This is a genomic window from Sinomonas susongensis, assembly GCF_005877005.1.
Taxonomy (GTDB): domain Bacteria; phylum Actinomycetota; class Actinomycetes; order Actinomycetales; family Micrococcaceae; genus Sinomonas; species Sinomonas susongensis.
The window spans coordinates 452,142-475,564 of the sequence record NZ_SSNH01000002.1 but is presented as its reverse complement, the minus strand read 5'-3'; the positions used below and the strand labels follow the sequence as shown (position 1 = coordinate 475,564).

Here is a 23,423-nt window from a genome sequence, read left to right as displayed (position 1 = left end):
TCACACACACACGGAACACTGCCCGCGTCCACTCTACGGTCCCCAGACAACAAACCCCACCCCCGCCCCACCCCCATACCACGGGGCCGGGGACCGGGCCACCGGGGAACACCACAGCAGCACCGAATACAGCACAACCGAATACAGCACCGCGCGCCGGCCCCCAGGGCCGGCCCACCGCAACCCGCACGCTTCCCCACCCCCGCCACCCGGGGGCGCGAGGAGAGAAGGTTACGGCGGCCATAGCGTGGGGGAAACGCCCGGACCCATCCCGAACCCGGAAGCTAAGCCCCACAGCGCCGATGGTACTGCACCCGCGAGGGTGTGGGAGAGTAGGACACCGCCGGACAACACCACCCGCCGAGGGCCCCACAACGACCGTGGGGCCCTCGACGCATTTAAGGGAAGGTCCGCGTCTTAGGCAAGGGCCGAGCGCGAAGGGTATCGATGCCCGCCAACTCCAGGAGCTGGTGTGAGCGCCAAGAGCTTCGCTGGGAGCACCGAGAGATAGGGTGCCCTGCGAATCCAACTAGACTAGAAGTCAGCTTCGGCCCCGTCTGCGGGGCTGTATTGAGACATTCGTTGTGCGGCCGACGGCCGCACTGTCTGCAGCCGCGATCTTGCGATTGCACAAGGAGAGGAACCACATGGCAGAGGACTTCGGACGCGGTCAAGGCGGACGGGGGTTCGGCGGCCCGCGTCGCGGGTCCGGCTCCGGCCGCGGCTCGGACCGGTCCGGTAGTGCCTTCCGCGGCGCGAACAATTCCGGCGGCACCCCGCGCGGTTTCCGGGATCGCCGGCGCGACGGGGACGACCGCCCTTGGAACGAACGGCGGGGCGAGGGCCGCGACGCCAGCGGCGAGCGTCGTCCGTATGGCGATCGCGGTGGCCGTCCGGGGGGCGAAGGAGGCGAGCGTCGTCCGTATGGCGATCGCGGTGGCCGTCCGGGGGGCGAAGGAGGCGAGCGTCGTCCGTATGGCGATCGCGGTGGCCGTCCGGGGGGCGAAGGAGGCGAGCGTCGTCCGTATGGCGATCGCGGTGGCCGTCCGGGCTTCGACCGTAATGACCGTGGTGAGCGTCGTCCGTATGGGGACCGCCCTGACCGTGGCGACCGCCCGGATCGTGGTGAGCGTCGTCCCTTCGGTGATCGTGGTGGGCGTCCCGGTTTTGACCGTGGCGACCGCCCGGATCGTGGTGGCCGTCCGGGCTTCGACCGTAATGACCGTGGTGAGCGTCGTCCGTACGGGGACCGCCCTGACCGTGGTGACCGCCCGGATCGTGGTGAGCGTCGTCCCTTCGGTGATCGTGGTGGGCGTCCCGGTTTTGACCGTGGCGACCGCCCGGACCGCGGTGAGCGCCGTCCGTACGGGGACCGCCCCGAGCGGGGCGACCGCCCGGATCGTGGTGAGCGTCGTCCCTTCGGTGATCGTGGTGGGCGTCCCGGTTTTGACCGTGGCGACCGCCCGGACCGCGGTGAGCGTCGCCCGTACGGGGACCGCCCCGAGCGGGGCGACCGCCCGGATCGTGGTGAGCGTCCCGGTTTTGACCGTGGCGACCGCCCGGACCGCGGTGAGCGTCGCCCGTATGGGGACCGCGATCAGGGGCGTTCGTATGGTCAGCGTCCCGATCGTGGGGACCGCCCGGGCTTCAACCGCGACCGCGATGGTGAGCGCTCCTTCGGTGAGCGTCCTGAGCGCGGCGACCGTGGGGACGCTGGGAACCGACGTCCGTTCGGAGACCGCCGCCAGGGCGACCGTCCGAGTGGCGACCGGCCGAGCGGCGGCAGGCCCGGCGGCGGGCGGCCCAGCTTTGACCGCCCTCGGCACGAGGACCGCGGAAGCTACAGGCGGCCGGCCGAACGCGGCGAGCGGGAGCAGGAATCCCTCCGTGACCCGAACGGGGCAGACCTGCGGGTCTCGAACCGGCCGGATCGGGAGCGGTCTCCTGACATCGATCCGGACGTCACGGGCAAGGAACTGGACCGGGCCACGGCGGCGCAGCTGCGCACGCTCGAAGGCCGGAACGCGGAGTGGGTGTCGAAGCACCTCGTGATGGCGGGGCGTCTCATCGATCTCGATCCTGAGCTCGCCTACCAGCACGCTCTCGCGGCGAGCCGCCGCGGCGGCCGCATCGGTGCGGTCCGGGAGGCTGTGGGCATGACGGCCTACGCCGCTGGCCGCTACGACGACGCGCTGCGCGAGTTCCGCACGTTCCGTCGGATCACCGGTTCGAGCATCCACCTTCCGCACATGGCTGACTGCGAGCGTGGCCTCGGCCGCCCGGAGAAGGCACTCGAACTGACGGCGTCGGAGGAGCGCAACATGCTCGACGCTGCCGGCAAGGTCGAGCTCGCGATCGTCGCTTCGGGAGCCAGGGCCGACCTCAGGGACTATCAGGGCGCCGTCGAGGAGCTCGAGATCCCCCAGCTGGACATCAACCGTGCCTTCTCGTTCAGCCCCCGCCTCTTCGAGGCGTACGCTGACGCCCTCGCTGCGGCGGGCCGGGCGGATGAGGCGGCGAAGTGGTACCGCCAGATCGGCGTTGCTGAGAGCGCGTTGGGTGTCGGCGAGTTCGAGGAGCCGGACATCATCGACTTCGGCGAGGACGACGAGTCCGACGACGCCTACGTGGGTTCGGACGACGACGAGGATGAGTCCGAGGATGAGTCCGAGGCGGCCGTTGTGCCGAGCGCCGGCACTCTCGACGCAGGGACCCCGTACGCCAGTTCTGGCGCCGACGAGGTCGGTTCAGATGAGGGCGAGGGCCCGGCGCACGAGGAGTCCGGCCTCGCCGAGGACGAGATCGGCGTGACCGAGCGTGCGTCCGGTACGGAGGCCGGCGTCGAGGACGCGGATTCGGAGGAGCCCAACTTCGAGGGCAGCGGCTCCGAGGATGCCGCGGGCTCCGACGAAGGCGAACGGGACGCCGACGCCTGACATGGCCTCTGACCACGGCACGCCTGCAGCATTCATCGACGCGTTCGACGCCGTGCTGTCGGACCTCGACGGCGTGGTCTACGCCGGTCCGCACGCGATCCCTGGGGCGCCCGAGGCGCTCCAGGGCCTCGCGTCGCGGGGGGTCCGCCTCGGCTACGTCACCAACAACGCGTCGCGGAGCACCGCTGAGGTTGCCGCGCACCTGCGCGAGCTGGGTGCGCCGGCGGCGGACGACGACGTCGTGAGCTCGGCCCAGGCGGGGGCGGACCTGCTCGCGCAGCGGGTCCCCGCTGGCTCGCGCGTGCTGGTGACGGGCAGCTCTGCGCTTGCCGAGGAGGTCGAGCGGCGGGGACTCGTCCCGGTCCAGTCCGCCGACGACGGCCCCGTCGCGGTCATTCAGGGTTTCAGCCCCGACGTGAGCTGGCGTGAGCTGGCCGAAGCCTCCTACGCGGTGGCTTCGGGCGCACTTTGGATCGCGACGAATACGGATCTCACGATTCCGCAGGCGCGCGGCATAGCTCCCGGAAACGGGAGTCTGGTCAACGCGGTCCGTGCTGCGAGCGGCAAGGAGCCGCTTGTCGCAGGCAAGCCGGAGGCGCCGCTGTTCCTCGCTGCAGCGGAGCGACTCGGCGCCGAACGGCCCGTCGTGGTCGGTGACCGGCTGGACACGGACATCCTTGGCGGGAACCGCGCCGGCTTCGCGACCGCGGCCGTCCTGACCGGCGTAGACACAAAGGAGACGATCCTCGCGGCGCGGACCGCCGAGCGCCCCACCTTCATCCTCGCGACGCTCGCCGACCTCTACGAGCCCTATCCGGCGCCGGAAGCGGTCGACGGCGGGTGGCGTGCGGGCGGGTCCGCGGCGAAGGTCGAGGGCGGCTCGATCCGGATCACCGGCAGTCCCGAGGATGTCAATGCGTGGCGTGCCGCGTGCGCAGCCTGGTGGGAAGCCCACCCCGAGGCGGACCGCGAGACAGTGCCCGAACTCGTGTGGGAGAACTGAGCCGATAAGCTGGGCCCCATGAGCGAGGAACCTCTCCGCGACTCCGCTGTGCCATCCGTGCCGAAGCCTGGGCCATCCGTGCCGAAGCCTGGGCCCATCGGACCGGGCACCGGTCTCGAACGCGCCCTCATGGTCCTTGACGAGGCCGGCTCGCTCGACGGAGCCGCGCGGGCTGAGGCGTTCGAGCGGTTCCACGACGCCTTGGCGGCTGCCCTCGGCGAGGAGCCGGGAGGCTGACGCGTGCCGCGACTCGACCTCGAACTCGTGAGCCGTGGCCTAGCCCGGTCACGCACGCACGCGGCCAAGCTCATCGCGGACGGCCATGTCTCGGTCGCCGGACACAGGGCCGGGAAGGCGTCGCAGCCGGTCTCCGGAGACGAGGCGATCGACGTCGAAGAGTCCGAGCACAACCGCTACGCGAGCCGTGCCGGGCACAAGCTCGCAGGCGCGCTCGCCCGCTTCCCTGAGATCGTGCCTGAGGGGCTCCGCTGTCTCGACGCTGGAGCGTCGACCGGAGGATTCACGGACGTCCTGCTCGAGGCGGGGGCCGCCCACGTCGCCGCGGTCGACGTCGGGCACGGGCAGCTCGTGGAACGCCTCCGCACGGATCCGCGCGTCGACGTGTACGAGGGGCTCAACGTGCGCGATCTCGTGCCCGCCATGATCGGGGGCCCGGCCGAGCTCACCGTCGCAGACCTCTCGTTCATCTCCCTCACGCTCGTGGTCGGGCCACTCGCCGGCTGCACCGTGCCGGGAGGCGACCTTCTGCTCATGGTCAAGCCCCAGTTCGAGGTGGGCAGGGAGCGCCTCGCGAAGACGGGCGTGGTCCAGTCCGACGCCGAGCGGCAGAGAGCCGTCGGAGCAGTCGCGGAGGCGGCAATCGATGCCGGGCTCCTCCTTCGCGGGCTCGCCGAGAGCCCCCTGCCCGGGCAGGACGGCAACGTGGAATACTTCCTGTGGCTGACCCGGCCGCAACCCGGCGTCCACGTGGTCGGCGGGGGAGCCGAGGAGCTTCTGGCTGCGATCTGGCCCAGGGCATCAGCACGAGGGAGGGAAACCCCATGAACCGACGCGTGCTCGTCCTCGCGCACACCGGACGCGAGGATTCGATGGTCGCGGCCCGGGAGGCCTGCGCCCAGCTCCACGGGTCCGGGCTCGTGCCAGTCATGACGGCCCAGCAGCAGAAGGACCTCGAAAGCCACTTCGGGGGCCTCGACCACCCCACCGAGATCCTCGAGACGGACGTGGCACTCGCCGATGTCGAGCTCGTCATGGTGCTTGGCGGCGACGGCACGATCCTGCGCGCCGCCGAACTCGTCCGCGGCATCGACGTGCCGCTGCTCGGCGTCAACCTCGGCCACGTGGGCTTCCTCGCGGAGAGCGAGCGGGCGGACCTCGCCCAGACGGTCCAGTGGGTCGCGAGCCGCAGCTACTCGGTCGAGGAGCGCATGACGATCGACGTCAGCGTGTGGATCCAGGGCCGCAAGGTCGCCCACAGCTGGGCGCTCAACGAGGCCGCAATCGAGAAGGCAAGCCGCGAGCGGATGATCGAGATCGTGACGGAGGTCGACGGCAAGCCGCTCACGTCCTACGGGTGCGACGGCGTCGTGCTGGCGACGCCGACGGGAAGCACTGCCTACGCGTTCTCGGCCGGCGGACCGGTTGTCTGGCCCGAGGTCGAGGCCCTGCTGATTGCCCCCATCAGCGCGCACGCGCTCTTCGCGCGTCCGCTCGTCGTGTCGCCGCATTCGCGCCTCGCAGTGGAGATCCTCACGCGGACCGACGCCGGGGGTGTCCTGTGGTGCGATGGGAGGCGTTGCGTGGAGCTGCCGCCGGGAGCGCGCGTCGAGGTCACGCGCTCCGCGCAGCCCGTCCAGCTTGCCCGCATCAGTGCGACGCCGTTCTCGGCTCGGCTCGTGCGGAAGTTCGAACTCCCCATCCACGGGTGGCGTGGCCCAGCCCCGACCCCGACCAACGGGGGACAGGTCGAGGAGGTCGCCCCGCAGCCGTGGGGCGGGAAGATCCTCACTTCGCGGTGGGCGGAGACGCGGAAGGAGATCGACGAGTGATCGAGGAACTGCGGATCCGCGACCTCGGCGTCATCGCCGACGCGACGCTTCCGCTGGGACCCGGACTGAGCGTGGTCACGGGCGAGACCGGCGCAGGAAAGACGATGGTGGTCACCGCCCTCGGCCTGCTGCTCGGCGGCCGCTCCGACGCGGGCGCCGTGCGCGTCGGTGCGAAGTCCGCCCTCGCCGAGGCGAGCGTACGCCTCGAACAGGGCCACGCCGCCGTCGAACGTGCGCTCGAGGCGGGTGCCGACGTCGAAGAGCACGACGGCGCCGCCGAACTCATCGTCGCCCGTACCGTCGGCGCTGACGGACGGAGCCGTGCGCACCTGGGCGGGCGCAGCGCCCCCGTCGGCGCGCTCGCGGAGGTCGGCCAGCAGCTCGTCGTGATCCACGGGCAGTCCGAACAGCTCCGCCTCAAGAGCGCCGCTGCCCAGCGGGAGGCGCTCGACCGCTTCGCCGGCGAGGAGTTCGCCGCACGGCTGGGCGAGTACACCGCGCTGTATGCCCGTTGGGTAGGGGCGCAGCGGGAGCTCAACGAGCTCACCTCGGCCTCACGGGAGCGGATCCGCGAGGCCGAGTCCCTCGAGCAGGCCCTCGAGGAGATCGCGGCCGTCGATCCCCAGCCCGGCGAGGACGACGAGCTCAAGGCGGAGTCGCTGCGGCTCTCCAACCTCGAGGGGCTGCGCCTCGCTGCGCAGCAGGCCCACGAGGCCCTCGTCGCGGAGGACTTCGGCGAAGCCGGGGACGCCACGACCCTCGTCGACGCAGCGAAGCGCGCCCTCGATCACGTGTCCGAGCATGACCCTGCGCTCGCGGCCGCGTCGGTGCGGCTCGCCGAGATCGGCTACGTGCTGGCCGACGTCGCGCGGGAACTTGCGAGCTATGGCGCCTCGCTCGACGCAGAGGGCCCGCAGCGGCTGGCCGAGGTCGAGGAGCGCAGGGCAGCGCTGGGTGCGCTCGTTCGAAAGTACGCGCCGAGCGTCGACGAGGTCATCGCGTGGGCCGAGGCCGGGCAGAAGCGGCTCTACGAGCTGCAGGACGACGGCGGCCGGATCGATGTGCTGACGGAGCAGGTCGCGCGCGACGAGGAGAAGCTGCGCACCCTCGCCGCCGAGCTCACGAGCCGCCGGCGCGACGCCGCGGCAGAGCTTGCCGAGCGGGTCAGCGCAGAGCTCACGGCCCTCGCCATGCCCGACGCGACCCTGCAGGTCTCGGTCGACGAGACGTCCGAGCTCGGGCCCCTCGGATCGGACGAGGTCGCGATCCTCCTGCGCCCCCATGCCGGCGCACCGGCCCGGGTCCTCGGCAAGGGCGCGTCCGGGGGTGAGCTCTCCCGGGTCATGCTCGCGATCGAGGTGGTCCTCGCTGCCGTGGATCCCGTGCCGACGTTCGTCTTCGACGAGGTCGACGCGGGAGTCGGCGGCCGCGCCGCCGTCGAAATCGGTCGTCGCCTCGCGATGCTCGCGCGGCACGTCCAGGTGCTCGTCGTGACGCACCTTCCGCAGGTCGCCGCGTTCGCGGACCGCCACATCCGGGTGACCAAGACGTCGGTTGCCGCTGGCGATCCCGGGGACAGGGCCGGGGGAGTCGCTGGCTTCACCTCGAGCGATGTCGCGCTCCTCGCAGAGGACGAACGCGTCGTCGAACTCGCACGGATGCTCGCGGGCCAGGAAGACTCCGCCTCGGCGCGGGCGCACGCCCAGGAGCTCCTCGACGACGCGCGGGGCGACCGCGGCGGCACGAGCGAAGGCCTCGCGAGCGGCGGCGCGACAGAGGCAACCGGCGCGACGCGCCGTGGAGGCCGCGTCCGCGCCGGGAAGAGGTGATAGGCTCGAATTCCGTGGTGCATCGCTCTCATTCCCGCTTTTCAGACGCCGACAAGACGACCAAGCAGATCTTCGTGACCGGGGGCGTGGCCTCTTCGCTCGGAAAGGGTCTGACGGCGTCGAGCCTCGGGCACCTCCTGCGGGGCCGCGGTCTTTCCGTGACGATGCAGAAGCTCGACCCCTACCTCAACGTGGATCCCGGGACAATGAACCCGTTCCAGCATGGCGAGGTCTTCGTGACCGAGGACGGGGCCGAGACTGACCTCGACATCGGTCACTACGAGCGCTTCCTCGACGAGTCCCTCGACGGCTCCGCGAACGTGACGACCGGACAGATCTACTCCGCCGTGATCGCCAAGGAGCGTCGCGGCGAGTACCTCGGCGACACCGTCCAGGTCATCCCGCACATCACCGACGAGATCAAGCGCCGGATGCGGCTGCCCGCGGAAGGGCCGGACGCGCCGGACGTCATCATCACCGAGGTCGGCGGCACCGTCGGAGACATCGAGTCGCAGCCGTTCCTCGAGGCCGCTCGCCAGGTGCGCCAGGACGTCGGGCGCGGCAACGTGTTCTTCCTCCACGTCTCGCTCGTCCCGTACATCGGGCCTTCGCAGGAGCTCAAGACCAAGCCGACCCAGCACTCGGTCGCGGCCCTCCGCTCCATCGGCATCCAGCCCGAGGCGATCGTGGTCCGCTCCGACCGGCAGATCCCTGACGCCATGCGCGACAAGATCGGCCGCATGTGCGACGTGGACACGGACGCGGTCGTGAACTGCCCCGACGCGTCGAGCATCTACGACATCCCGAAGGTCATCCACGCCCAGGGCCTCGATTCGTACATCGTCCGCGCGCTCGACCTCCCGTTCAAGGACGTCGACTGGACGAAGTGGGACCGCCTCCTCAAGGCCGTGCACGAGCCCGCCCACGAAGTCGACATCGCGCTCGTCGGCAAGTACATCGACCTCCCGGACGCGTACCTGTCGGTCACCGAGGCGCTGCGCGCCGGCGGTTTCGCGAACGATACGAAGGTCAACATCCGCTGGGTCGCCTCGGACGAGTGCCAGACGCCGGCCGGTGCGCAACGCTCCCTCGCGGGAGTCGACGCGATCGTCGTGCCCGGCGGGTTCGGGATCCGCGGCCTCGAGGGCAAGCTCGGCGCGCTGACCTATTCGCGGGAACTCGGCCTGCCGACGCTCGGCCTGTGCCTCGGGCTCCAGTGCATGGTCATCGAGTACGCACGCAATGTCGTGGGCCTCGATGGCGCCTCCTCGACGGAGTTCGAGCCGGACTCGAAGTACCCGGTCATCGCGACCATGGCCGAGCAGCTCGAGATCGTCGGGGGCAAGGGCGACATGGGCGGCACGATGCGCCTCGGTCTCTACGACGCGGTCCTCGACGAGGGTTCCGTCGTGGCCCAGGCCTACGGATCGACGAAGGTCTCCGAGCGCCACCGCCACCGCTACGAGGTCAACAACGCCTACCGCGCGCAGCTCGCGGAGGCTGGCCTCGTGTTCTCGGGGACGTCGCCGGACGGGAAGCTCGTGGAGTTCGTCGAGCTTCCCCGCGAGGCACACCCGTACTACGTGGCAACGCAGGCGCACCCCGAGCTCGGTTCCCGCCCGACGCGCCCGCACCCGCTCTTCGTCGGGCTCGTGAAGGCCGCCCTCGAGCGGCGTTCGGACTCGAAGGCCGAGCCCAAGAAGGCCGACCGTTCCCCGAAGGCGTCCCAGCCGACGCCGGCGGCCCAGTCCGCCAAGGCCGAGTAGGCACGCGGTGACGACGCACGCGCCGCGGCCGCACATCGAGGATGCACTCAGTTCGCGGCGCGTGCTCGCCTCGGAACCGGTCTTCCACGGCAAGATCTGGGACGTCCGTGCGGACACGTTCGAGCTTTCAGAGGGCACGGAACCGCTCCGGCGCGAATTCATCGAGCATCCGGGCGCGGTAGCCATCCTGCCCATGGACGAAGAGGGCCGCGTCCTCCTGCTCCGGCAGTACCGTCACCCGGTCGGCATGCTGCTGTGGGAGATTCCCGCGGGCCTGCTCGACGTCGACGGGGAGGCGAACCTCGCGGCAGCTGCGCGGGAGCTGGCCGAGGAGGCGGATCTCAGGGCTAGCGAATGGCACGTCCTCGCCGACGTCTTCAACTCGCCGGGCTCCTCGAGCGAGGCTATCCGGATCTACCTCGCTCGCGGGCTCGAGGACGTCCCCGAGCCGGACCGCCACGTGCGGACGGCGGAGGAGTCGGAGATCGAGTTCGCGTGGGTCGATCTCGAGGAAGCCGTTGCCGCGATCCTCGAGGGACGGCTGCACAACCCGAGCGCCGTCGTCGGAATCCTCGCGGCCCACGCTGCGAGCGGGTCCGGCTTCGCCGGGCTCCGGCCCGGCGACGCGCCGTGGCCGGCGCACCCTGCCCAGCGTTGACGAGGGGCTGGGGCTGATGGAGGGCCAGCGCGCCGAGGCAGTGCCGTCGTCCGACCTCGTCGTGGGCGTCGACGACTACCTGCGTCATCTCTCGGTCGAGCGGGGCCTCGCGGCCAACACCCTTGCCGCCTACCGGCGCGACCTCCGCCGCTACCTCGACTACCTTGCCGCGCAGGGGATCGCGGCGCCACGTGAGGTGGCGCGGCAGCATGTCGCGCGCTTTGCGGAGGCGCTGCGCGACGGCGCCGACGGCGGCACGGCGCTCGGCGTCCGCTCCGCAGCCAGGACGGTGGTCGCCGTCCGAGGCCTCCACCGCTTCTGGGCCCTCGAGGGCACGACGGCGGGTGACCCGGCCGCCGACGTCCACCCTCCCCTCCCGGGGCAGCGGCTGCCGAAGGCGATCCCCGTCGACGATGTCGCCCGCATCCTCGAGGCGGCGTCGGCGGACACTCCGACGGGGCTTCGCGACCGTGCCCTCCTCGAGTTCCTGTACTCGACCGGTGCCCGCATCAGCGAAGCAGTGGGACTGGACGTCGATGACGTCCGCCTGAGCGCAGAGGCCGACGGCGGCCCGTCGATCGTGCGGCTCTTCGGCAAGGGCTCGAAGGCGCGCCTCGTGCCCCTCGGCTCGTACGGCGCTCGCGCCGTCGACGACTACCTCGTCCGGGCGAGGCCCGTTCTCGCGGCAAAGGGGAGTGGGACGCCTGCCCTCTTCCTCAACGCCAGGGGCGGACGGCTGAGTCGCCAAAGCGCGTGGACGATCCTCAAGGACGCGGCGGAACGCGCCCAGATCGACCGCGACGTCTCGCCGCACACCCTGCGGCACTCGTTTGCAACCCATCTCCTCGAGGGCGGCGCCGACGTGCGCGTGGTCCAGGAACTGCTCGGCCATGCCTCCGTCACCACGACCCAGGTCTATACCCTCGTCACCGCCGACACGCTCCGCGAGGTCTACGCGGCAGCCCACCCGAGGGCGCGCGGCTGATGGGCACGCACGAGTTCCCTCGGGAGCTTCTGTAGTGGGGGCCCCGGTTGCCCTGTGCTTCCTTCTGCGCGCCGCCCCGGGCGGTCCGGAAGTGCTGCTGGGCCGCAAGAAGCGCGGCTTCGGGGTCGGAAAGATCGTGGGACTCGGTGGGCACGTCGAACCGGGGGAGACTGCGGCGGAGGCGGCCGCGCGCGAACTCTTCGAGGAAGCCGGCGTTGCGCTCGTCGAAGAGGCGATCCGCCCTGCGGGCACCGTCGACTTCCGCTTCCCAGCTCGCCCCGACTGGGACATGGAGTGCGTCATCTTCACGTGCACCCGGTGGGTGGGCGAGATCGAGGAAAGCGACGAGATCACGCCCGCGTGGTATCCCGTTGACGCCCTCCCCGTCACGGACATGTGGCAGGACGCAGACCACTGGCTGCCCGTCGTGCTCTCAGGCGTCGCGTCGGACTTCGTGGTCGTCATGGCGGAGGACAACGAGACCGTCGCGAAGTTCAGCGTGAGGGGCGCGGACTAGGCGGCGTCAGGCCTGGAGGCCACCCCACGGCGGCGGCTCGTCCGCCAGCCTCCGCGCGGCCTCGAGCATCGCCGAGTGCACGAAGGCCTGGGGGAAGTTGCCGCGCAGCTGGCGCTGCTCGACGTCGTACTCCTCGGTGAAAAGCCCGGGTGACCCGCATGCGGCACGGTTCCGCTCGAACCAGCGGGCGGCCTCGAGGGCCTGGTCGCTCTGGTGCAGCGCCATCGCGAGATCGAAGCCGCAGAGCAGGAACGCGCCCTCGGACTGGTCGAGGGGCCGATCGTCCTGACTGAAGCGGTACAGGAACCCCTTGCGCGCGAGGTCTTCGCGGACGGCGGCGAGCGTCGCGATCGAACGCGGATCCTCGGGGGCGACGGCGCCACGCAGCACCGGACGCAGGAGCGCCGCGTCGACGCGGGGGTCGTCGGGAGCGCGCTGCCAACGGCCAGAGGGATGGAGGCAGTCCTTCGTCACGTCGGCGATCAGGGTGTCCGCCTGCGCCGACCACAGCGCTCCCTGACGGGCAGGCGCCCGCCGGCCGATGGCCCTCAGGCCGGCGGCGCAGATGAGCCGGGAATGGGCCCAGCGCTTGTCCTCGAGCTCCCACATGCCCGCGTCCGGTTCGCCGTGCCGCTGCGCGATGGCGTCCGCAGCGACCTCGACCGCCTTCCACTGCTCGAGGTCGAGTCGGTCGTTCTCGGCGGCGGAGGCGAAGAGCAGGAGTGCCTCTCCGAAGGCGTCTAGCTGGAACTGCTTGTTGACCCAGTTCCCCGCCCTCCCCGAGCCGCCCGGGTAGCCCGGCAGGCCGACGTCGTGCTCGTCGGGGACACGGCCGCCGTCCACTGTGTACGCGGGTCGCATCTGGGGCCCGTCCTCGAGCAGCCTCGCGGCGACGAAGCGGACCGCGTCGTCCAGGAGCGGGAACTCCTTGCACGCTGCGACGGAGACCCCTGTGAAGCACTGGTCGCGGATCCAGGCGTAGCGGTAGTCGTAGTTGCGCTTCTGCTCGGCCCGCTCGGGGAGGCCCATCGTGGCGGCCGCGACCATGGCGCCCCCCGCCCACGTCATCCCGCGCAGTACCGCGTAGGACTGCCTCGCGTCGTCCGGCGCGATCGTGTTCTCGAACTGGGGCACCTCGCGGTGCCAGCCGTACTCGGTGGCGCTCCACGTCTCGTCGGGGCTGACGGGCTGCTCGGGCAGCTCGGCGTCCGAGACCTCGAGCACGAGATCGTGGTGCTGGCCCTCCAGCAGCCGCAGCGTGAAGCTGATCTCTCCGCCGGTCGCCTTTGCGTCGACGGCCCCTGAGAGCCGGATCCGAAGCGGGCCACTGCGCGCGGTCCAGACTCCGTCCTCCTCGTGCAGCCGGTTCATTGCATGGTGTCCGTAGCCGCCGCGCACGTCGAGGACCACTCTGACCTCGGCGGCCCCTTGGTCGGCCCGGATGCGGCGCAGGATGATGGCCCGGTGCTCCTCTCCGGGGTAGGCGAGTGCCTCTCGGCATTCGATGATGCCGGTACTCGTGATCCAGCGGCTGACCCAGATGAGCGTTCCGTCCTCGTATTCGCCACCCCACACGAACCGGGCATCGGTGGGGGTGACGGCGAAGCAGCCGCGGCCGCCCAGGAGGGACGAGAAGATCGAGTCGTCATGCCATTTGGGGACGCACATCCAGGAGATGTCTCCGCGTGGCCCAAGGAGCGCCCCGCGTGCCCCATCTGCAAGCATCGCGTACTCGCGCAGGACGTGCGGTGGGAAGTCCTCGGCGTCGGCACCCATGTGCGCAACCCTAGGGAATTGATTGCGCTTACGCAACCACGTTTGGACTTGCCCCTTGCGGGTACGCAATCATTGCGAGAGGTGTAGGCAAGCGGAGGGAGCGGCAGATGGATGCTGAGCGTAAGGCGCGGCCCCGGAAGGAGGCGTCCGAAGAAGGCTGGTCGCCGTCCGGGCGGCAGTTCACGATTCGGCACGGAGACCAGACCGCCGTGGTGACGGAGGTCGGAGGCGCGCTCCGCCGCTTCCTGGTCGACGGCAAGGACGTTCTCGACGGCTACGGCGAGGACGAAATGTGCACCGGCGCCCGCGGCCAGTCGCTCATCCCGTGGCCGAATCGGATACGGCACGGCCGGTACGCCTGGGAAGGGCGCGAAGAGCAACTCGATCTCAGCGAGCCCGAGAAGGGCGGGGCAATCCATGGCTTGACCCGCTGGGCCAACTGGGAAGCCGAGCACAGCTCCGAGAGCAGGATCGCCTTCGTCCACACCCAGCACGCATGCCAAGGGTGGCCGTGGGTCCTCGAATGCCGCCTCGAGTACTGGCTGGACGAGACGGGGCTGAGCGTGCGGACCACGGCGACGAACCGGAGCAGCACCCCGTGCCCGTACGGGACGGGGGCCCATCCATACCTGAGTGTCGGGACGCCGCGGATCGATGCGGCCCTCGTCCGCGTCCCCGGATCGGTCTACCTTCCGGTCGACGAACAGGGCATTCCCACCGGACGACGGCGCGTGGACGGGACCTCGTACGACCTCCGCCGCATGCAGCCCCTTGGAGACCGCAAGATCGACGTCACCTATACGGAGCTCGAACGGGACGAGGACGGCCGCGCCCGCGTGCACCTCGCCAACCCGGACGGATCCCGAGCGGTGGCGCTGTGGTCCGACGAGGCCTACCCCTACTTCGAGATCTTCACGGGCGACACCCTGCCCCAGGAGGACCGGCGCCGCACGGGCCTCGGCGTCGAGCCCATGACCTGCGCGCCCGACGCCTTCAACTCCCACGAGGGGCTCGTCACGCTCGCCCCCGGTGAGTCGCATACGGGGACGTGGGGTATTGAACTGCAAGATGCGCCCGGGAGGGACTGACCGAGCATGCCCGAACAGCTGAAAGCCGAAGGAGAAGTCCACATGGGAACAGCACGTCGCGTCGTCGTCGTCACGGGAGCCAGCGGGGGGATCGGCAGAGCCTCCGCTGTGGCCTTCGGGAGGGAGGGCGACGCCGTAGCCCTGCTCGCGCGCGGCGAGGCCGGACTCGCCGGGGCCGCGGCCGAGGTCGAGGCCGCAGGCGGGCAGGCCCTTGCCGTTCCCGTCGACGTCGCGGATGCCGAGGCGCTCGACGCCGCCGCGGACCGCGTCGAGCGGGAGCTCGGCCCCATCGACGTCTGGGTCAACGTGGCCTTCACCTCGGTGTTCTCGCGGTTCGATGAGATCAAGCCCGAGGAGTACAAGCGCGTCACCGAGGTCAGCTATCTCGGCTTCGTCTACGGGACGATGTCCGCGCTCAAGCGAATGCGGCCCCGCAACAAGGGCACCATCGTCCAGGTCGGATCCGCCCTCGCCTACCGGGGCATCCCGCTCCAGACGGCGTACTGCGGCGCGAAGCACGCGATCCAGGGCTTCAACGAGGCCCTCAGGTGTGAGCTCCTCCACGAGGGAAGCCCGATCAGGACCACGATGGTCCAGATGCCGGCCGTGAATACCCCACAGTTCTCGTGGGTGCTCTCGCGACTGCCCCGTCAGGCCCAGCCAGTCCCGCCCATCTACCAGCCCGAAGTGGCGGCCCGGGGCGTCGTCTACGCGGCCGCCCACCCCGAACGCCGGGAGTACTGGGTGGGTGCGAGCACCGCCCTGACGCTCATCGCGAACGCCGTCATGCCCGGCGTGCTCGATCAGTACCTCGCGAAGACCGGCTTCAAATCCCAGCAGACGTCGGACCCGCACAATCCCGAGCAGCCGGCCAACCTGTGGGAGCCCGCGGACGCCGAGAAGGATTTCGGCACGCATGGGATCTTCGACGACAAGTCCTCCTCGCGCAGCCTCCAGCTCGAAGCCTCTCAGCACCACGGCGTCGTCGCGGCGGTTTCGGGAGTGCTCGTGGCCGGGATTGCCGCCACCGTCGGGACAGTGTGGAAGAAGGCATCCCGATGAGGCCTCTTGAGGTTGTCCGGGCTGCCTACGGCGCCAGCGAACTGCTCGCGCCCGGGGCGCTCGAGCGGCTGCTCGTCGGAGCCGCTGCGGACCAGCGCGCCCGGACGACCATCAGGATCCTCGGTGCGCGGCACCTGCTCCAGGCCGTAGTGACCGCTCGCGGGGGTGCCACGGTCCACCGACTCGGCGGTGGCGTCGACGCCCTGCACGCCGTCTCGATGGCCGCTCTGGCCGTATTCGACCCGAAGCGCCGCCGCGCAGCGGCAGTCAATGCTGCGATAGCGCTCGCGTTCGCAGCCGGGGAATTCCGATGAGTCAGCTTCCGAGGCCGAGGGTGAACCGGCCGTCGGCCGTCCCCTCCCAGCCTGCGGCTTCCGCGAAGGCCGCCATGGCTGATGCCATCACCTCTCGCGACTCCGCAGGCACCCGCTCGAGGACCTCGGCGATTGCGCGACGGCGGTGTTCGATCACGGTCTCCACAAGGTCCCTTCCCTTGGCTGTGAGGCTCAGCTGGAGGAAACGCCTGTCGGAAGGGTCCTCCCGTCGGCTCAGGAGGCCCGCGACGACGAGCCGCTCGCACGTCCGGGTCGCATTGGAGGCGTGCACGCCGAGCTCGCGCGCCACCGCACCGAGGTTCTGCGGGCCTTGGAACGCTATGAGCACGAGAACGCGGAGCTGCGGGCTCGTCACGAGGTCCTCGACCTCCATAACGGACTTCGCGGCCACCCGGAGAAGCACATCGGCCGCCCTCAGGACGGCCTCGACCTGCTCGCTGCGCCCACGGAATCCACTCTTGTCCACGGATTCAGTATCGCCTCGCCCATTGCGTCATCGCAAAGCTTGCGACAACACACCAGTTCCCCATGTCCTTCCTTCAGGAAGAGGAGAGTGACCCCATGCCATCCCAGACTGTCGCCGACTACCTACTGAGCCGCCTGCGCGAGTGGGGAATCGAGAACGTCTTCGCCTTCCCGGGCGATGGCATCAACGGCATCCTTGCCTCCTTCGGCAAGTCCGACAACAAGCCGAAGTTCATCCAGGCACGCCACGAGGAGATGTCCGCCTTCGAGGCGGTCGGCTATGCAAAGTTCACCGGCAGGGTCGGGGTGTGCATGGCGACCTCGGGCCCGGGGGCAATCCACCTGCTCAATGGCCTCTACGACGCCAAGCTCGACCATGTGCCCGTTGTCGCCATCGTCGGCCAGACCGCGCGCAGCGCCATGGGCGGGGCATACCAGCAGGAAGTGGACCTGCTGACCCTGTTCAAGGATGTCGCGTCGGACTACATCCAGATGGTCACCGTTCCCGAACAGCTGCCCAACGTCCTGGACCGTGCGATCCGCATCGCCCTCGGCAAGCGGGCGCCCACGGCCATCGTCATTCCGAGCGATGTCCAGGAGCTCGAATACACCCCGCCAACCCACGCGTTCAAGATGGTCCCCTCGAGCATGGGGATCCGCTGGCCGGAGATCCAACCGGATGACGAAGCGATCCGGGGCGCCGCCGAACTCCTCAATGCCGGATCGAAGGTCGCGATGCTCATCGGCCAGGGTGCACGCGGGGCGGCGGCCGAGGTCCGGGAGGTCGCGGACCTGCTCGGGGCGGGTGTGGCCAAGGCACTGCTCGGCAAGGATTCCCTGCCCGACGACCTGCCCTACGTCACCGGCTCGATCGGGCTGCTCGGCACGCGGCCCAGCTACGAGATGATGGCCGAGTGCGACACCCTGCTCACCGTCGGATCGAGCTTCCCCTACACCCAGTTCATGCCTGAGGAGGGTCAGGCCAGGGGCGTGCAGATAGACATCGACCCCGGCATGATCGGGCTCCGCTATCCCTACGAGTTCAACATCGTCTCGGACGCCGCCACGGCGCTCAGGGCCCTCATTCCGCACCTCCGCCGCAAGGAAGACCGCTCGTGGCGGGAGGACATCGAGTCCAAGGTCACCCGCTGGTGGGAGACGATGCGGGCCGAGGCAAAGGTCGAGGCTGACCCCGTGAATCCGATGCGCCTGTTCTCAGAGCTCTCCGACCGGCTTCCTGCGAATGCCATCGTCACGGCAGACTCCGGCTCGGCTGCGAACTGGTATGCACGGCAATTGAAGTTCCGTGGCGACGTCAGGGGGTCCCTCTCGGGGAACCTCGCGACCATGGGGCCCGGCGTGCCGTACGCGATCGGCGCGAAGTTCGGCCACCCCGACCGCCCGGTCATCGCCTTCGCCGGCGACGGCGCCATGCAGATGAACGGGCTCAACGAGCTCATCACCATCAAGCGGTACTGGCGCGAGTGGGCCGACCCGCGGCTCGTCGTTGCCATCCTGCACAACGACGACCTCAACCAGGTCACGTGGGAGATGCGGGCCATGGGCGGGGCCCCGGCCTTCCGCGAGTCCCAGTCCCTGCCGGACGTCGACTATGCAGCCATCGCCTCGGTCCTCGGCCTCGGGAGCATCTCCGTCGACTCGCCCGATCAGCTCGCCTCCGCATGGGAGAAGGCCCTCACCGCCGACCGGCCCACGATCCTCGACGTCCGCACAGACCCGGACATCCCGCCCATCCCGCCGCACGCGACGTTCGAGCAGGCGCTCAACAGCGCCAAGGCGATGCTCAAGGGCGATGACAGCATCTGGGGCGTCATCCGTGAAGGCGTCAAGACGAAGGCACAGGAATTCCTCCCGCATCAGGCAGACAAGAGTTCCTAGTCCACAGGCACCGCCCAGATTCGACCGATAAGGAGTAACCCATGAGGACATTGGCCGTAACCCCCGGCGAGAAGGATTCATTGCAACTGCTGGAGATGGACGAACCCGCGGAATCCGAGGGCAGCGTCCTGGTCGAGGCCCTCGAGGTCGGGCTGTGCGGAACCGACATCGAGATCATCACCGCCCAGTACGGGGAGGCTCCCGAGGGGAGCACCCACCTCGTGATCGGGCATGAGAATCTCGGACGGGTCATCTCCGCGCCGGAGGGCTCCGGCCTGGCGGAGGGTGACCTCGTGGTGGGAATCGTGCGGCGCCCGGACCCGGTTCCCTGCGCCGCATGCGCGGCGGGGGAGTGGGACATGTGCCGGAACGGCCAGTACACCGAGCACGGCATCAAGGGCAGGCACGGTTTCGCCCGCGAGCGCTACCGGGCCGATGCGGACGCGCTCGTTCGGCTCGATCCGGCGCTCACCGATGTCGGCGTCCTGCTCGAGCCCACCACGATCGTCGCCAAGGCGTGGGAACACATCGAGGGCATCGGCAGGCGCGCGTTCTTCGACCCGAAGGTCGCGGTCGTGATGGGTGCGGGGCCGGTCGGGCTGCTGGCGGCGCTGCTGGGCGTGCAGCGGGGCCTCGAAGTCCACGTCTTCGACCGGGTGGAGGACGGTCCCAAGCCGGATCTCGTGCGCAGCCTCGGAGCGACTTACCACACGGACACCCTCACGGAGTCGGGGATCCTGGCCGACGTCCTCCTCGAATGCACGGGCGTACCATCTGTGGTCATGGAGGCCATCACGAAGCACGGGCCCGACGCCATCACGTGCCTCACGGGCGTCTCCTCGACTGGCGAGGAACTCCAGGTCGACGTCGGCGGGCTCAACCGGGAAGCGGTTCTGGGCAACGACGTCGTCTTCGGGAGCGTCAACGCGAACCGGGGCCACTACGAGGCCGCCGCCGAGGCGCTGAAGAAGGCCGACAGTGAATGGCTCGGGCGCCTGATCACCCGTCGCCTTCCCCTCGAGCAGTACCAGCAGGCCTTCGAACGCCAGCACGACGACGTCAAGGTCGTGCTCCAGATCAAGGCGGATTGAGATGGGGCGGATCGAAGACTACGCGATCATCGGGGACCTCCATACTGCCGCCCTCGTCTGCACGGACGGGTCGATCGACTGGCTCTGCCTCCCGAACTTCGACTCACCGGCCTGCTTCGCGAACCTCTTGGACGGGCCCAAGGCCGGACGATGGCTCCTCGCGCCTGAGGGCGGCGGCGAGTGCACCCGGCGGCAGTACCGCGAGGACACCCTCGTCCTGGAGACGGAGTGGGAGCTCGACGGCGGGGCGGTGCGGGTCATCGACTTCATGCCCCCTCGCGACGAGGTCGCCGACGTCGTGCGGATCGTCGAGGGCCTCAGCGGGGAGGTGAAGATGCGCGGGGAGCTCGTCATGCGGTTCGACTACGGGCACATCGTCCCGTGGGTCCGCCGGAACCACAAGGGCGTCCACGCCGTCGCGGGTCCGGATGCGCTCTACCTCGACACCCCCGCAAAGGTCCACGGAGAGCACATGCGGAGCGTGAGCGAGTTCACGGTCAAGGCGGGCGAGCGGGTGCCGTTCGTGCTCACGTGGGCGCCGAGCCATCTCCCGCGGCCCCGCTCGGTGGACCCGGAGGAGGCTCTCGAGGGAACGACCTCGTATTGGACCGAGTGGTCCTCGAGGAGCAAGGCGGCCGGGCCATACCGTGACGCGGTCCAGCGATCGCTCATCACGCTCAAGGCACTGACCTACATGCCGACCGGAGGGATTGTGGCTGCGGCCACGACCTCGCTTCCCGAGCAGATCGGGGGACCACGGAACTGGGACTACCGTTACTGCTGGCTCCGGGACGCGACCTGGACGCTCCAATCGCTCATTGCCGGGGGCTATACCGACGAGGCGGTTGCCTGGCGTGACTGGCTGCTGCGGGCGGTCGCCGGAGATCCCGCCGATCTCCAGATCATGTACTCGATCCACGGCTCGCGCCGCCTGCCCGAGACCGAGGTGGACTGGCTGGAGGGCTTCGAGGGCTCGAAGCCGGTGCGCATCGGCAACGCCGCAGCGGGGCAGTTCCAGCTCGACGTCTGGGGCGAGGTCCTTGACGGCCTCGCCCTCACCCGCAACTCCCTCCTGGGGCAGCGGGACGACTCGTGGGATCTGCAGACGGCGATCATGGAGCACCTTGAGAAGATCTGGGATCAGCCGGACAACGGCCTGTGGGAGATGCGCGGCCCGCGCCGCCATTTCACCCATTCGAAGGTCATGGCCTGGGTTGCGGCGGACCGCATGGTCAAGGCCGTCCGCGACACCGGCCTCGCGGGGCCCGCGGACCGGTGGGAGGATTTGCGCGACAGGATCCACGACGAGGTCATGGAGAAGGCCTTCGATTCCGAGCGCAATACCTTCGTCCAGTCGTACGGCAGCAAGGAGCTGGATGCGAGCCTCCTCCTCATCCCGCGCGTGGGCTTCCTGCCGCGCCGTCATCCGCGGGTCCTCGGCACGATCGATGCGATTCAGCGAGAGCTGACCCAGGATGGCTTCGTGCTCCGCTACAGGCCCCAGGCGAGCGACGACGGCCTTCCCGGACAGGAGGGCATCTTCGTCGCCTGCTCCTTCTGGCTCGTCGAGGCCTTGCTGGGCGCGGGCCGGGGGCCCGAAGCCGAGGAGCTGTTCAATCGGCTCCTCGGGCTCAGGAACGACGTCGGCCTCCTCAGCGAGGAATGGGACCCACGGGCCGCGCGCCAGCTCGGCAACACTCCCCAGGCGTTCAGCCACTTCGCCCTTGTCACAACCGCCGCGCAACTGCACATGGGCGCGACCCACCCCAGCAACGCCGCGATCCATCGCAACGCGGCGGTCGCCCCCAAGGGGCAGGAGTGAGCCGCTTCAGTCGAGGTGTCGCTCGTCCGGTCCGTTGTAGGCGCTGAGGGGGCGGATGAGGGAGTTGCTCTCGAGCTGCTCCATGACGTGGGCTGTCCAGCCGACGATCCGGCTCGCGACGAACAGCGGGGTGAAGGTGGGGATGTCGAAGCCCATGAGGTGGTAGGCGGGGCCGGTGGGGTAGTCAAGGTTCGGCTTGATCCCCTTCGCCTCGTCCATGGACTGCTCGAGCCCGTCGTAGAGGCCGAGGATCTCGGGGCGCCCGTAGTAGGAGATGAGGTCGTCCAGGGCTGCCTTCATGGTCGGGACTCGGGAGTCGCCGTGCTTGTAGACGCGGTGCCCGAAGCCCATGACCTTCTTCTTCTGGGCCAGCGCGGCATCCATCCAGGCCTTCGCGCGGGCCTTGGCGTCCTCGTGCGATTCGCTCGGATCGATGCCGATCTCCTCGAAGGTCTCCATGACCGCCTCGTTGGCGCCGCCATGGAGCGGGCCCTTGAGGGCTCCGATGGCCGCGGTGACGGCCGAGTGGAGGTCGGCCAGGGTTGAGGTGACGACGCGGGCCGTGAAAGTCGAGGCGTTGAAGGAGTGCTCGGCGTAGAGGATCATCGAGACCTCGAACGCCCGGACGACCTCGGGGGCCGGTTCTTCGCCGAAGGCCATCCACAGGAAGTTCGCGCTGTAGCCGAGGTCTTCGCGTGGGGGGACGGGGTCCTGGCCGCGGCTGTCACTGCGCCTACGGCGTTGGTCGTAGGCGACGACGGCGGGCATGGCGGCGAAGAGGTCGAGCGCCTTGGCGAGGTTGGCCTCTCGCGAGGAGTCGCCGGCGCGGGGGTCGCGGGCGCCGAGGACGGAGGCGGCTGTGCGGCAGACGTCCATCGGATGGCACGTGGGCGGCAGCTCGTCGATGACCCGCTTGACGACCGGGTCCAGCGCGCGGCCCGCGCGCTCCTTCTGCTCGAAGGCGAGGAGCTGCTCGCGCGTGGGCAGTTCACCGTTCCAGATGAGGTAGGCGACTTCCTCCATCGTGCAGCGGGCGGCGAGTTCCTGGACGGGGTAGCCGCGGTAGAGGAGGGAGTTGGTGTCCGGGTTGACCTTTGATATGGCGGTGTAGTCCACCACCACACCGGCGAGGCCCTTTTTGATCTCATCGGTGTTCGATTGCTGCGTCATGGCAGGGCTCCTTCTTTGGTGTTGCCCCAGGGCTTCAGTATCGGCCGGGAACCTGAAAGTTGAACACGCTCGTGTCGAAGCGGTTATACGCCTCGTAGTCGACAAGCTCATAGAGGCGGGAACGAGTCAGCATGTCCTGTACTTGGTCCTCCTGAGTGCCGTGCGCAGCAATTGCTTCCAGCGTACGTTCTGCTGCGCCCATGGCAATCCTCAGAAGGGTCACGGGGTAGATGACGATGTTGATGCCGACGCTTTCGAGCTCCGCGGCGGTGAAGAGGCTGCTCTTGCCGAATTCAGTCATATTGGCCAGGACGGGGACGTCCACTGCATCCCGGATGGCCTTGAACTCTTCAAGGGTTCCCATGGCCTCGGGGAAGATCGCGTCCGCGCCAGCCTCGACGAGCGCCTTGGCGCGCTCGACGGCGGCCTGCAGCCCCGCGGCGTCGGCCGCCGTGGCGCGGATATCGGTGCGGGCCATGATGAGGAAGTTGGGGTCTCGGCGGGCATCCGCTGCCGCCCGGATCCGCTGCAGGGCAGTGTCGAGGTCGACGACGGCCTTGCCGTCGAGGTGGCCGCACCGCTTGGGGTTGACCTGGTCCTCGATGTGGCAGCCGGCGAGGCCGGCGTTCTCGAGCTCCTGGATGGTACGGGCGACGTTCATGGGCTCGCCGAAGCCGGTGTCGGCGTCGACGATCGCGGGCAGGTCGGTCATGCGGGCGATCTGCCCTGCCCGGGTGGCGACCTCGGTGAGGGTCGTCAGGCCGATGTCGGGCAGGCCGAGGTCGTTCGCGAGGACCGCCCCGGAGATGTAGATGCCGGGAAAGCCCTTCTCCTGGATCAGCCGCGCCGAGAGCGGGCTGAAGGCGCCGGGGAACTGCTGGATCTTCCCCGAGGCCAGCGCCTCGCGCAGCCGGAGGCGCTTCTGCTCGGGGGTGGTTTTCGAGTACAGCAT

General features: G+C 69.7%; 21 protein-coding genes and 1 rRNA gene. 18 read left to right on the top strand and 4 right to left on the bottom strand.

The window, feature by feature from the left end:
• Positions 1-232 precede the first annotated feature (232 nt).
• The 12 genes from rrf (at position 233) to E6A21_RS05240 (ending at position 11,763) form a co-directional block, all read left to right on the top strand.
• Positions 233-349: ribosomal RNA gene (gene rrf / locus E6A21_RS05290) — 5S ribosomal RNA — on the top strand.
• Positions 350-873: 524 nt separating this feature from the next.
• Positions 874-2,052 carry a hypothetical protein gene (locus E6A21_RS18105; RefSeq protein ID WP_246036206.1) on the top strand — a complete coding sequence of 393 codons (1,179 nt, stop codon included), beginning with the start codon at positions 874-876 and terminating at the stop codon, positions 2,050-2,052.
• Positions 2,034-2,936 carry a hypothetical protein gene (locus E6A21_RS18100; protein WP_246036205.1) on the top strand — a complete coding sequence of 301 codons (903 nt, stop codon included), beginning with the start codon at positions 2,034-2,036 and terminating at the stop codon, positions 2,934-2,936. Before E6A21_RS18105 ends, E6A21_RS18100 begins: the two co-directional genes overlap by 19 nt.
• Before the next feature lies 1 nt (position 2,937).
• The gene (locus tag E6A21_RS05280) at positions 2,938-3,939 is read left to right on the top strand and encodes an HAD-IIA family hydrolase (RefSeq protein ID WP_138443071.1); all 1,002 of its coding nucleotides are present in this window, start codon (positions 2,938-2,940) and stop codon (positions 3,937-3,939) included.
• Positions 3,940-3,957: 18 nt separating this feature from the next.
• A complete protein-coding gene (locus tag E6A21_RS05275) occupies positions 3,958-4,176 on the top strand; it encodes a hypothetical protein (RefSeq protein WP_138443070.1) in 219 nt (72 codons plus the stop codon).
• A 3-nt stretch (positions 4,177-4,179) separates the two neighbouring features.
• On the top strand, positions 4,180-5,004 hold the full coding sequence (locus tag E6A21_RS05270; protein WP_138443069.1) for a TlyA family RNA methyltransferase: 825 nt from the start codon (positions 4,180-4,182) through the stop codon (positions 5,002-5,004).
• Entirely contained in the window at positions 5,001-6,008 is a 1,008-nt protein-coding gene (locus E6A21_RS05265; protein ID WP_138443068.1) for an NAD kinase, read from the top strand. Before E6A21_RS05270 ends, E6A21_RS05265 begins: the two co-directional genes overlap by 4 nt.
• Positions 6,005-7,837, top strand: a complete 1,833-nt coding sequence (recN, locus tag E6A21_RS05260; RefSeq protein WP_138443067.1) for a DNA repair protein RecN — start codon at positions 6,005-6,007, stop codon at positions 7,835-7,837. Before E6A21_RS05265 ends, recN begins: the two co-directional genes overlap by 4 nt.
• Complete coding sequence (locus E6A21_RS05255) at positions 7,834-9,603, top strand: CTP synthase (RefSeq protein WP_138443066.1); 1,770 nt, start codon at positions 7,834-7,836, stop codon at positions 9,601-9,603. The genes recN and E6A21_RS05255 overlap by 4 nt, the downstream gene beginning before the upstream one ends.
• 7 nt (positions 9,604-9,610) lie before the next feature.
• Positions 9,611-10,261 (top strand): NUDIX domain-containing protein, encoded by a 651-nt coding sequence (locus tag E6A21_RS05250; protein ID WP_138443065.1) that lies wholly within the window; start codon positions 9,611-9,613, stop codon positions 10,259-10,261.
• Positions 10,262-10,277: 16 nt separating this feature from the next.
• On the top strand, positions 10,278-11,246 hold the full coding sequence (gene xerD / locus E6A21_RS05245; RefSeq protein WP_138443064.1) for a site-specific tyrosine recombinase XerD: 969 nt from the start codon (positions 10,278-10,280) through the stop codon (positions 11,244-11,246).
• 34 nt (positions 11,247-11,280) lie between these two features.
• Complete coding sequence (locus E6A21_RS05240) at positions 11,281-11,763, top strand: 8-oxo-dGTP diphosphatase (protein ID WP_246036203.1); 483 nt, start codon at positions 11,281-11,283, stop codon at positions 11,761-11,763.
• A 6-nt stretch (positions 11,764-11,769) separates the two neighbouring features.
• Here the strand turns inward: E6A21_RS05240 and E6A21_RS05235 are convergent, their stop codons facing one another.
• Positions 11,770-13,539, bottom strand: a complete 1,770-nt coding sequence (locus E6A21_RS05235; RefSeq protein WP_138443062.1) for a glycoside hydrolase family 15 protein — start codon at positions 13,537-13,539, stop codon at positions 11,770-11,772.
• 107 nt (positions 13,540-13,646) lie between these two features.
• Between E6A21_RS05235 and E6A21_RS05230 the strand changes: the two genes are divergently transcribed.
• The 3 genes from E6A21_RS05230 to E6A21_RS05220 are packed head-to-tail and all read left to right on the top strand — an operon-like array spanning position 13,647 to position 16,003.
• Positions 13,647-14,627: an aldose 1-epimerase family protein gene (locus E6A21_RS05230; protein WP_138443061.1), complete on the top strand. Its 981-nt coding sequence runs from the start codon at positions 13,647-13,649 to the stop codon at positions 14,625-14,627.
• A 42-nt stretch (positions 14,628-14,669) separates the two neighbouring features.
• Positions 14,670-15,689, top strand: a complete 1,020-nt coding sequence (locus E6A21_RS05225; RefSeq protein ID WP_138443060.1) for an SDR family oxidoreductase — start codon at positions 14,670-14,672, stop codon at positions 15,687-15,689.
• Positions 15,686-16,003: a hypothetical protein gene (locus E6A21_RS05220; RefSeq protein ID WP_138443059.1), complete on the top strand. Its 318-nt coding sequence runs from the start codon at positions 15,686-15,688 to the stop codon at positions 16,001-16,003. The genes E6A21_RS05225 and E6A21_RS05220 overlap by 4 nt, the downstream gene beginning before the upstream one ends.
• 1 nt (position 16,004) lies before the next feature.
• Here E6A21_RS05220 and E6A21_RS05215 read toward each other — a convergent pair whose 3' ends face one another.
• The gene (locus tag E6A21_RS05215; RefSeq protein ID WP_246036202.1) at positions 16,005-16,490 is read right to left on the bottom strand and encodes a MarR family winged helix-turn-helix transcriptional regulator; all 486 of its coding nucleotides are present in this window, start codon (positions 16,488-16,490) and stop codon (positions 16,005-16,007) included.
• A 95-nt stretch (positions 16,491-16,585) separates the two neighbouring features.
• Here E6A21_RS05215 and E6A21_RS05210 point away from each other — a divergent pair, with 95 nt between their 5' ends.
• From E6A21_RS05210 to E6A21_RS05200, 3 genes are read left to right on the top strand one after another with little or no spacing between them, the layout of a single operon-like run.
• The gene (locus E6A21_RS05210; RefSeq protein ID WP_138443058.1) at positions 16,586-18,388 is read left to right on the top strand and encodes a thiamine pyrophosphate-requiring protein; all 1,803 of its coding nucleotides are present in this window, start codon (positions 16,586-16,588) and stop codon (positions 18,386-18,388) included.
• A 41-nt stretch (positions 18,389-18,429) separates the two neighbouring features.
• On the top strand, positions 18,430-19,479 hold the full coding sequence (locus E6A21_RS05205) for a glucose 1-dehydrogenase (RefSeq protein ID WP_138443057.1): 1,050 nt from the start codon (positions 18,430-18,432) through the stop codon (positions 19,477-19,479).
• A gap of 1 nt (position 19,480) precedes the next feature.
• The gene (locus E6A21_RS05200) at positions 19,481-21,301 is read left to right on the top strand and encodes a glycoside hydrolase family 15 protein (protein ID WP_138443056.1); all 1,821 of its coding nucleotides are present in this window, start codon (positions 19,481-19,483) and stop codon (positions 21,299-21,301) included.
• Positions 21,302-21,307: 6 nt separating this feature from the next.
• Here the strand turns inward: E6A21_RS05200 and E6A21_RS05195 are convergent, their stop codons facing one another.
• Positions 21,308-22,471: a bifunctional 2-methylcitrate synthase/citrate synthase gene (locus E6A21_RS05195; RefSeq protein ID WP_138443055.1), complete on the bottom strand. Its 1,164-nt coding sequence runs from the start codon at positions 22,469-22,471 to the stop codon at positions 21,308-21,310.
• 34 nt (positions 22,472-22,505) lie between these two features.
• Positions 22,506-23,423: a methylisocitrate lyase gene (prpB, locus tag E6A21_RS05190; RefSeq protein ID WP_138443054.1), complete on the bottom strand. Its 918-nt coding sequence runs from the start codon at positions 23,421-23,423 to the stop codon at positions 22,506-22,508.

What these genes read in the sequence shown, in the direction of transcription:
- prpB (WP_138443054.1), bottom strand. Translation starts at nt 23,423, where the DNA reads ATGCTGTACTCGAAAACCACCCCCGAGCAGAAGCGCCTCCGGCTGCGC.
- xerD (WP_138443064.1), top strand. Translation starts at nt 10,278, where the DNA reads ATGGAGGGCCAGCGCGCCGAGGCAGTGCCGTCGTCCGACCTCGTCGTG.
- E6A21_RS05210 (WP_138443058.1), top strand. Translation starts at nt 16,586, where the DNA reads ATGCCATCCCAGACTGTCGCCGACTACCTACTGAGCCGCCTGCGCGAG.
- E6A21_RS05235 (WP_138443062.1), bottom strand. Translation starts at nt 13,539, where the DNA reads ATGGGTGCCGACGCCGAGGACTTCCCACCGCACGTCCTGCGCGAGTAC.
- E6A21_RS05200 (WP_138443056.1), top strand. Translation starts at nt 19,481, where the DNA reads ATGGGGCGGATCGAAGACTACGCGATCATCGGGGACCTCCATACTGCC.
- E6A21_RS05195 (WP_138443055.1), bottom strand. Translation starts at nt 22,471, where the DNA reads ATGACGCAGCAATCGAACACCGATGAGATCAAAAAGGGCCTCGCCGGT.
- E6A21_RS05230 (WP_138443061.1), top strand. Translation starts at nt 13,647, where the DNA reads ATGGATGCTGAGCGTAAGGCGCGGCCCCGGAAGGAGGCGTCCGAAGAA.
- E6A21_RS18105 (WP_246036206.1), top strand. Translation starts at nt 874, where the DNA reads ATGGCGATCGCGGTGGCCGTCCGGGGGGCGAAGGAGGCGAGCGTCGTC.
- E6A21_RS05265 (WP_138443068.1), top strand. Translation starts at nt 5,001, where the DNA reads ATGAACCGACGCGTGCTCGTCCTCGCGCACACCGGACGCGAGGATTCG.
- E6A21_RS05225 (WP_138443060.1), top strand. Translation starts at nt 14,670, where the DNA reads ATGGGAACAGCACGTCGCGTCGTCGTCGTCACGGGAGCCAGCGGGGGG.
- E6A21_RS05275 (WP_138443070.1), top strand. Translation starts at nt 3,958, where the DNA reads ATGAGCGAGGAACCTCTCCGCGACTCCGCTGTGCCATCCGTGCCGAAG.
- E6A21_RS05280 (WP_138443071.1), top strand. Translation starts at nt 2,938, where the DNA reads ATGGCCTCTGACCACGGCACGCCTGCAGCATTCATCGACGCGTTCGAC.
- E6A21_RS05205 (WP_138443057.1), top strand. Translation starts at nt 18,430, where the DNA reads ATGAGGACATTGGCCGTAACCCCCGGCGAGAAGGATTCATTGCAACTG.
- E6A21_RS05220 (WP_138443059.1), top strand. Translation starts at nt 15,686, where the DNA reads ATGAGGCCTCTTGAGGTTGTCCGGGCTGCCTACGGCGCCAGCGAACTG.